At 39.3% G+C, this 8,625-nt stretch carries 6 protein-coding genes and 2 pseudogenes; all 8 read left to right on the top strand.

Going from position 1 to position 8,625, the window contains the following annotated elements; translation table 11 throughout:
- Positions 1 to 228, top strand: a pseudogene (locus L5M38_RS23385) (IS4 family transposase); the annotation flags it as partial.
- A gap of 204 nt (positions 229 to 432) precedes the next feature.
- Positions 433 to 1,563, top strand: coding sequence for a glycosyltransferase family 4 protein (locus L5M38_RS23380; protein ID WP_263180455.1), 1,131 nt, complete (start codon positions 433 to 435; stop codon positions 1,561 to 1,563).
- Between the two features lies 1 nt (position 1,564).
- Positions 1,565 to 2,731 (top strand): nucleotide sugar dehydrogenase, encoded by a 1,167-nt coding sequence (locus L5M38_RS23375; protein ID WP_263180454.1) that lies wholly within the window; start codon positions 1,565 to 1,567, stop codon positions 2,729 to 2,731.
- 35 nt (positions 2,732 to 2,766) lie between these two features.
- Positions 2,767 to 3,771 carry an NAD-dependent epimerase gene (locus tag L5M38_RS23370; protein WP_263180453.1) on the top strand — a complete coding sequence of 335 codons (1,005 nt, stop codon included), beginning with the start codon at positions 2,767 to 2,769 and terminating at the stop codon, positions 3,769 to 3,771.
- Between the two features lie 384 nt (positions 3,772 to 4,155).
- The gene (gene wecA / locus L5M38_RS23365; RefSeq protein WP_263180452.1) at positions 4,156 to 5,229 is read left to right on the top strand and encodes a UDP-N-acetylglucosamine--undecaprenyl-phosphate N-acetylglucosaminephosphotransferase; all 1,074 of its coding nucleotides are present in this window, start codon (positions 4,156 to 4,158) and stop codon (positions 5,227 to 5,229) included.
- Between the two features lie 140 nt (positions 5,230 to 5,369).
- Positions 5,370 to 6,431, top strand: a complete 1,062-nt coding sequence (gene wecA, locus L5M38_RS23360) for a UDP-N-acetylglucosamine--undecaprenyl-phosphate N-acetylglucosaminephosphotransferase (RefSeq protein ID WP_263180451.1) — start codon at positions 5,370 to 5,372, stop codon at positions 6,429 to 6,431.
- 180 nt (positions 6,432 to 6,611) lie between these two features.
- Entirely contained in the window at positions 6,612 to 8,222 is a 1,611-nt protein-coding gene (locus L5M38_RS23355) for an IS1634-like element ISSpu7 family transposase (RefSeq protein WP_011787758.1), read from the top strand.
- Positions 8,223 to 8,254: 32 nt separating this feature from the next.
- Positions 8,255 to 8,625, top strand: a pseudogene (glmM, locus tag L5M38_RS23350) (phosphoglucosamine mutase); the annotation flags it as partial.

The following is an 8,625-nucleotide window of genomic DNA, read 5'->3' as shown; positions in this document are numbered from 1 at the left end:
GTTCAATGCCTGTTGTGGCTAGTTGGTTTACACGCACAGCAACAGGGCTGGGATAAGCATTTTCAGGCCAATACCATTGGGCATCGAACGGTACTCTCAACGATTCGCTTGGGATTGGAGGTACTCAGGCGGCCTGATTATCAAATCACGGAGAAAGAATTGCTGGCGGCCTGGGTATTATTCGCCAATCAGTTGCTCAAATATGGCTATGCTATGGCTGATTTATGAGGGGATCCTTCAGGACGTAATGGCCAAGTATATTGTCTCTTTAATCTAAGTGTTATTTATAAGTGTGATTTTATTCTTAATAATATTCCACTTAATTAAATTTATAAAAACTTAGTTGATGTTATTTTAATATGTAACTTGGCCTTAGATTTAAAACTTTGATGAATCTTTATTTTCTCAATCCATTTGTTTGTAGGTTTAATAATGTCAAAAAACCATACTATCGCACTCAGTGCTAACACCTGTTGGTATGTATATAACTTCCGTAAAAATACTATAATTTCTCTATTAAATAATGGTTATCGCGTTGTAGTTATTGCACCTGAAGACGAATATACCAAAAAAGTTCGCGATCTTGGTTGTGCGTTTATTCATGTTAAAATTGATCAGGGTGGGTCAAATCCTATTAAGGATTTAAGTACTTTGTATAGCTTTTTTAGTATATTCAAGAATAACAGAATTGATATTATTTTAAATTTTACGCCTAAAAATAATATTTATAGTACACTAGCAGCAAATTTTTTCGGAGTAAAAGCTATAAATAATATTGCAGGTTTAGGAATATTGTTTATTAATGAAAGTTGGGTTTCTAAGATCGCGCGTTTTTTGTATAGGTTAAGTCAGTCTCAAGCTGAATTCATTTTCTTTCAAAATGAAGATGATAAAACTATTTTTTCTTTAAAAAAGATAGCTCTAAATACCCCAAAAGACAGGCTGCCGGGTTCTGGTGTCGACTTGAAACGTTTTAAGGTTATACCCGCTATTGATGATGGTAAAGTTCGCTTCTTGCTTATTGCTAGAATGCTTTTCGACAAAGGAATTGGTCATTATATAGGAGCTGCTCGTTTATTACGTGAGAAGTATGGTGATAAGGTGGAGTTTCGTTTATTAGGTTTTCTTGATGTTAGCAACCCATCTTCTGTCTCAAAAGTGCAAATGGAGGCGTGGGTAGCTGAAGGAATAGTTGAATATTTAGGAGTATCTGATAGCGTCGAATCCGAAATCGCTGAAGTTGATTGTATGGTATTACCATCTTTCTATCGAGAAGGAGTACCTAAGTCTCTTCTAGAGGCTGGTGCGATGGGAAAACCTATTGTCACTACCGATAATGTGGGTTGTCGCGAAACCGTAGAGCATGGTGTGAATGGTTTTTTATGTGATGTACGTTCGACAGAAAGCCTTACTAAATCATTAGATAAGATGATACGTTTAACTCATGAAGAACGTTTAATGATGGGGCAAGCTAGTCGTGCCAAAATTGAACGAGAATTTGATGAAAAAATTGTATTAGATAAATATCTTGCCGTAATTAAAAAAATTTTAAAAGAGAATTAACATGAAAATTGCTGTAGCTGGTACCGGTTATGTTGGTTTATCAAACGCAATGCTTCTAGCACAAAATAATGAGGTGATTGCTATTGACATTATTCCAGAGAAAGTGGATATGCTCAATAATCAACAGTCGCCGATAGTTGATGTTGAAATTGAAGACTTTTTAGTTAATAAGTCACTTAATTTTTGTGCAACGCTGAATAAGCTGCAGGCATACCAAGATGCTCAATATATAATAATCGCAACTCCGACAGATTATGATGTAGAGACTAATTATTTTAATACATCTTCAGTTGAAACAGTCATAAAAGACGTAATGACTATTAATCCTGCAGCTGTGATGGTTATAAAATCGACTGTACCTGTTGGTTACACCAAACGCATTAAACTAGAATTGGGTTGTGATAACCTAATTTTCTCACCTGAGTTTTTGCGTGAAGGAAAGGCGCTTTACGACAATTTGTATCCTTCGAGGATCATTGTTGGTGAAAAAACTGAACGCGCTGAAGTATTTGCTAATTTACTTGTTGAAGGCGCTTTGAAGGATAATATAGAGGTTTTATTTACTGAATCCACAGAGGCTGAAGCTGTTAAATTATTTTCTAATACATTCCTAGCTATGCGAGTTGCCTATTTTAATGAGTTAGATACTTATGCTGAAACACATGGCTTAGATACTCGTCAGATTATCGACGGCGTTTGTCTAGACCCACGTATTGGTTCACATTATAACAATCCTTCTTTCGGTTACGGCGGTTATTGTTTACCAAAAGATACTAAGCAACTTCGTTCAAACTATGCCGATGTTCCTAACAGCATTATTAGTGCAATTGTTGAGTCTAACAGTACCCGTAAAGACTTTATTGCCGATTCAATTTTAAAACGTAACCCAAAGTGTGTAGGTATATATCGTTTAATTATGAAGGCTGGTTCTGATAACTTTAGAGCATCTAGCATTCAAGGGATTATGAAGCGAATTAAGGCAAAAGGTGTTGAGGTCGTCGTTTATGAGCCAGTTTTAAAGGATGAGGAGTTTTTTCACTCCAAAGTAATAAAAGATCTAAATGAGTTTAAATCTAGCTGTGATGTGATCGTCTCTAATCGTATGGTTGATGAAATCCTTGATGTTGCAGATAAGGTTTACACTCGTGATTTATTTGGCTCTGATTAATAGTTGTTCGATTTGTTAATTACATTGAGAGTTTTATGAAATATTTAGTTACAGGTGCAGCTGGTTTTATCGGTAGTGCTGTTATTGAAAAGTTAACTTTTACAGGCCATGAAGTTATCGGTGTTGATAATATTAATGATTACTACGACGTTAATTTAAAGTATACACGTTTAAAGCGAATTGAACATGAGAATTTTCGATTAATCCAACTGGATATTGCTGATAGAGACTCTGTAAAGCAATTGTTTGATGATGAACAATTTGATCTAGTCATTCATCTCGCTGCACAAGCTGGGGTTCGGTATTCGATTGAAAACCCACATGCTTACGCCGATTCAAATCTTGTTGGACACTTGAATATATTGGAAGGATGCCGTAATACAAAAGTTAAGCACCTTGTGTATGCTTCTTCTAGTTCGGTTTACGGTCTGAATGCTAAAACCCCGTTTGCTACTTCTGATAGTGTTGACCATCCCGTTTCTCTCTATGCAGCAACAAAAAAAGCAAATGAGTTGATGGCACACAGTTATTCTCATTTGTATGACATTCCTACAACGGGACTTCGTTTCTTTACTGTATACGGAAGTTGGGGGCGCCCTGATATGGCTCCATTTATCTTTACTAAAAAGATTTTAGATGGTGAAACTATCGATATTAACAACAATGGAGATATGTGGCGCGACTTTACCCATGTTGACGACATTGTTGAAGGCGTGGTTCGTATTGCCGATGTTATACCTAGCAGAAATAAGTCTTGGACTGTGGAAAATGGTTCAGCTGCTTCTAGTTCTGCTCCCTACGCTATTTACAATATTGGACATGGATCACCGATTAATTTAATGGGTTTTGTTAAAGCCATTGAGGATGAATTAGGTATTGAAGCGAAGAAAAATTTCAGAGATATGCAGCCTGGTGATGTTTACCAGACTTATGCTGAGGTTGATGATTTATTCGAAGCAACAGGTTATAAAGCTAAAGTGTCTGTTAAGGAAGGTGTTACAGAGTTCGTAAAATGGTACCGAGAGTTTTATAACAAATAGTCAAGTCTATTGGGGTGTGATTGATTTTATTTCTACAAATCAATAGCATGCTAAAGTTAGTGAGACAGTTTTGAGACACTATTTCGAGACTGTCTCACTTTCGTTCTTAAGTGCCTCTAATAGATTCTTTTATTTGTATTTTTATGGTGTCAACACCAACAGATCCTATTGGGGGTTTTTTCCTGCATTTCGCTTCGGATCAACGTGAAAGTGTCTCATTATCAAGTAACTAATTGAAAGATAAGTGATGTCATTTTTGTCCGAGATTGTTGTTGTTGTTGTTGTTGTTGTTGTTGTTGTTGTTGTTGTTGTTGTTGTTGTTGTTGTTGTTGTGAGTACCGCTTTTCAATTATCATTTTGTTTTAGACTTCAATCGAGTTCAGTATGTCGGTAAGCTTATCGTTCGTCAGTGTATTTTTAAGTTCATTTATCTGTTTATTCGTGTTTCGTAAAATGGCTAAAAAAATTGGTTTGGTTGATAAGCCTAATGAGAGAAAACACCATACTGGTCAGATCCCATTAGTGGGAGGGATCTCGGTCTTTTGTACCATGATGTTGGTTTTGTTCCTGAATTCTGAATTATTGCTAGCTCCACAATTGTATGCCGGATGTGCTTTTATCCTCGTAATTATCGGTGTGGTTGATGACCGCTATGATATTAGCTTTAAGCTGCGCTTAGTGATCCAAGCAGTGGTTTCTATTGCGATGATTGTGCTGGGGGAACGGAGTTTACATAATCTTGGCTACTTAATGGGTAGTGATGCGATACGAATCCCTGAAGTTGCTAGTTATGTGTTAACCGTGGTTGCAGTGATTGGTGCTATCAACGCGTTTAATATGGTGGATGGTATCGATGGTTTACTCGGTGGTTTAGCATCTGTCACCTTTGGTGGTTTGGGGATCCTTTTTTATTTGCACGGCATGGCCAATTTTGCACTTTTTTGTGCCTTATTAGTAACAGCCATGCTGCCTTATATCATGTTGAATTTAGGCTTTCCATTCGGTAAGCGTTTTAAAGTGTTTATGGGCGATGCTGGCAGTATTTTCATTGGTTTTACCGTGATTTGGTTGCTGATTGTGGCTAGCCAAGGTGAGCGGGCTACGGCTATTCGCCCTGTTACGGCACTTTGGTTAATTGCGTTACCCCTTATGGATATGGTGTGCATCATGATCCGCCGTATTCGTAAAGGACAATCTCCTTTTAAACCAGATCGTGAGCATTTGCATCATATCTGTCAACGTCTTGGGTTGTCATCTCATATGTCACTCTTCGTTATTTGTACTGGAGCTGGCGTTATGGCTGCAGTTGGCATTTGGTCTGAACTTGCCAAAGTGAATGAAAATATTATGTTTTTAGCATTTTTAGCCACTTTTACATTATATTTTACCGTTATAAATAACATTTGGCGGATAACCGCTTTTTTACATAGGCATCTCAATTTTACTAAACCAGTCTGAATGTTTAGGTTGCTCTAAAAATTTCTGCGGGTACTGCTTATCGAATAAAGAGTCGGCTGCTATAATCGCTTGTCATATTTTTGAAATAGTATGTTTTTAAAGTCATCTGAAATTCTGTATTTGCCTTAAGGAAGAGAGTGATGGAATACCTCATACCGCTGTTTACCGTGTTTTGTTTAACTTGCATTGCAATAAAAGTGTTGAACCCTATCGCGCAACGAGTTGGCTTAGTCGATTTACCCAATGAACGCAAGTTGCATGTCGGGGCTATCCCTTTGATTGGTGGAGTATCTATCTATTGCAGTGTGCTATTGGTTTCGAGCATTGTGATAGAGCAAAGCCAAATTTTTAACCTTTATTTGATATCCGCAGCTTTAATCCTTTTTCTTGGTGTACTAGATGATAAGTATGATCTGTCCGTTCGCGTTCGAATGGCGGCGCAGGTGATTACTGCATCTATTTTAATTTTTGGTGCAGGTCTTTACTTAACGTCCTTTGGTAACATTTTATACTTTTTTGAGTTTAAGCTTGGCTATGTCGGTATTTTTGTTACGGTTTTAGCCGTTATCGGTGCCATAAATGCATTTAATATGGTCGATGGGATTGATGGCCTAGCCGGTATGTTAAGCCTAGTGACCTTTGCTGCTTTAGCCATCCTGTTTTATTGGGCTGGTAATGATTGGTTTATGCTGCCTTTATTGTTTATTGGTGCAATTGTCGGATATTTATTGTTCAACTTAAGGTGGCCCTTTCAGTCTTTAGATAAGATCTTTATGGGTGATGCTGGCAGTATGTTGATTGGCTTAACCGTTGTTTGGTTGCTAGTGATTGGTACACAAACCGGGAGCCATCTTGTGCAAGGTGGCGCAGTATTTTCCCCTGTTACTGCATTGTATTTAATTGCTATTCCACTTATGGATATGGCGGCAATTATGTATAGAAGGGTGAAAAAGGGCATGTCACCTTTTAAGCCTGACCGTGATCATTTGCACCATATTTTTGAGCGTGCGGGTTATAACCGTAAGCAAACCTTGATTAGAATTTCCTTAGCCTCGTTTTTGCTTGCCATCATTGGTGTGGGTGCTGAGATGGTACAAGTTCCTGAATGGATAATGTTTACCGTTTTTTTGGCTATATTTGTCAGCTATAACTGGGCTTTATCGAACGTATGGCAAATTTTAACTTGGGTGCGTAAAGACTAGCTTTTAGCTAATTGATTTAATTCCATTTTTGTTTTTAAGACTTTTTAAGCCGTCATTCCGCAGCTAATTCCAGAATTTAAATAGTGTGATCTGGCGATCAGCTTTTCATAAAAACTACGACACCATCTTGACCGCGATCGACAGTTTTGATCTATTACTGCTATTTGACGGTCTCAAAATATGTCTACCCATCCTGTTATTAAACGCTTAGATCACCTTGGTCTCATTGCCGCCTTTTGTCACGAAATTGGCCTGCCACGGATGATAGATGCCGTTATCCCAAAATATTCTGACCACAATGTTTCTCATGGTGACGCGGTATTGGCCATGCTCCTAAATGGACTTGGCTTTCATAGCAGAACACTGCACATGTTCTCGGACTTTTTTAAGACCAAGCCTGTATCTAAGCTACTCGCCAAAGACATTGAAGCACACCACCTGACTGATGATGTACTAGGCCGCACATTAGATGCTCTATACGAAGCCGATGTCTCAGCGCTCTATCAGGTTATTGCTGAGCGTGTTGTTGATAAACTGGGCTTGACGACCGATTCTGTTCATCTTGATATCACTAGCTTCCACGTTGATGGTGAGTATGCACAAGATGAAAACACCAACGTGATTAAGCTTGTAAGAGGTTATAGTCGGGATCATAGGCCAGAGCTTAACCAAGTCGTGCTTGAACTCATCTGTGAAAACCAAGCAGGTATTCCTGTTTACATGCAAGCACTGAGTGGTAACACCAATGATGCCAAGGCATTCGCTGAAGTCACTAAAAGACACATACATTGCCTAAAAGCCGCGCAAAATAGTCGTTACTTTATCGCTGATGCCGCTTTGTACACCGAAGAAAGCATCTCCTCGCTAGATGAGCAAAATCAAAAATTCATTACCCGTGTCCCCATGACCATCAAGCTCGCAAAACAAGCACTACTTGCGCTAGAGCCAGAGCAATTAAGCACTATCGGTCATGGCTACTCAGGATGTTGGATAGACTCGGATTACGGAAAGGTCAATCAACGTTGGTTGCTCGTTCACAGTGAACAGGCCACCAAGCGGGAAGAAATCACTTTCTTCAAGAACTTAGAGAAAAACATAGCAAAAGAAATCAAAGCGTTGGAAAAGCTAAGTAAAAAACCATTCGCTTGTGAAGTTGACGCAGAATTAGCGTTTAACGATTTCAAGAAACAATGTGACTTACTTGGGTTTGAACAAGGCACTCTCATCAAACAGCCGACTTACTCTCATTCGGGCCGCCCAAAGACAGATGAAGCACCGACAGGATACCAATACTTTATCGAAGCCGCCCCCTTCACCGACCTAGAAAAAGTAAAACTGGCTAAGCTCAAAGTAGGCATGTTTATCCTCGCGACGAATGACACCGACAATGAAGCACTCACCATGGCGGCTCTTCTAGCACATTACAAATCGCAACAAAAAGTCGAGCGCGGCTTCCGTTTTCTAAAAAGCCCTGAGTTTTTAACCTCTTCCATCTTCTTGAAAAAGCCTGAGCGCATTGAAGCGTTGCTAATGATAATGACGTTGAGCTTGCTTGTTTACGCTAGTTTAGAACACAAAATCAGAGAACAACTCGCACAAACCGAAGCGTTCTTCCCAAGTATGGTAAAGAACAAGACGACCTCCAGACCGACGGCACGTTGGGTCTTCTTGCAATTCGAAGGCATAGATACGCTAGAGATTAACGGCCAAAGGTTCATCACTGGACTTCAAGATCACCAAACACAACTACTCAAATTACTCGGTAGATTCTATGAGGTAGTTTATTCCTAAATTAGCTGCGGAATGTCGGTTTAAGGATGAGTATGTCTAGGAAGTATTTTGGTACCGATGGTGTGCGTGGCAAGGTGGGTACATTCCCTATAACGCCTGATTTTGCGATGAAGTTAGGTTGGGCGGCTGGCACTGTGCTGGCGTCCACAGGCACTAAAGAAGTGTTGATTGGTAAAGATACCCGTATTAGTGGCTATATGCTTGAGTCGGCAATGGAGGCGGGATTTTCAGCGGCGGGTGTGAATGTGGCGTTGATTGGCCCAATGCCAACACCTGCGGTGGCGTATTTGGCGTCGACATTTCGCGCCGATGCCGGGGTGGTGATCAGTGCCTCCCACAACCCTTATTACGACAATGGGATTAAGTTTTTTTCAAACTCTGGCACTAAATTAAATGATATGAT

It is taken from the genome of Shewanella sp. SM101 (assembly GCF_025654465.1).
GTDB lineage: Bacteria > Pseudomonadota > Gammaproteobacteria > Enterobacterales > Shewanellaceae > Shewanella > Shewanella oncorhynchi.
Note: the sequence above shows the minus strand (reverse complement) of the source record. Positions and strands in the feature narration are given on the sequence as shown.

Excerpts from the sequence above, each read along its gene's own strand:
- L5M38_RS23380 (WP_263180455.1), top strand. The coding sequence starts at position 433 with ATGTCAAAAAACCATACTATCGCACTCAGTGCTAACACCTGTTGGTAT.
- L5M38_RS23375 (WP_263180454.1), top strand. The coding sequence starts at position 1,565 with ATGAAAATTGCTGTAGCTGGTACCGGTTATGTTGGTTTATCAAACGCA.
- L5M38_RS23370 (WP_263180453.1), top strand. The coding sequence starts at position 2,767 with ATGAAATATTTAGTTACAGGTGCAGCTGGTTTTATCGGTAGTGCTGTT.
- wecA (WP_263180452.1), top strand. The coding sequence starts at position 4,156 with ATGTCGGTAAGCTTATCGTTCGTCAGTGTATTTTTAAGTTCATTTATC.
- wecA (WP_263180451.1), top strand. The coding sequence starts at position 5,370 with ATGGAATACCTCATACCGCTGTTTACCGTGTTTTGTTTAACTTGCATT.
- L5M38_RS23355 (WP_011787758.1), top strand. The coding sequence starts at position 6,612 with ATGTCTACCCATCCTGTTATTAAACGCTTAGATCACCTTGGTCTCATT.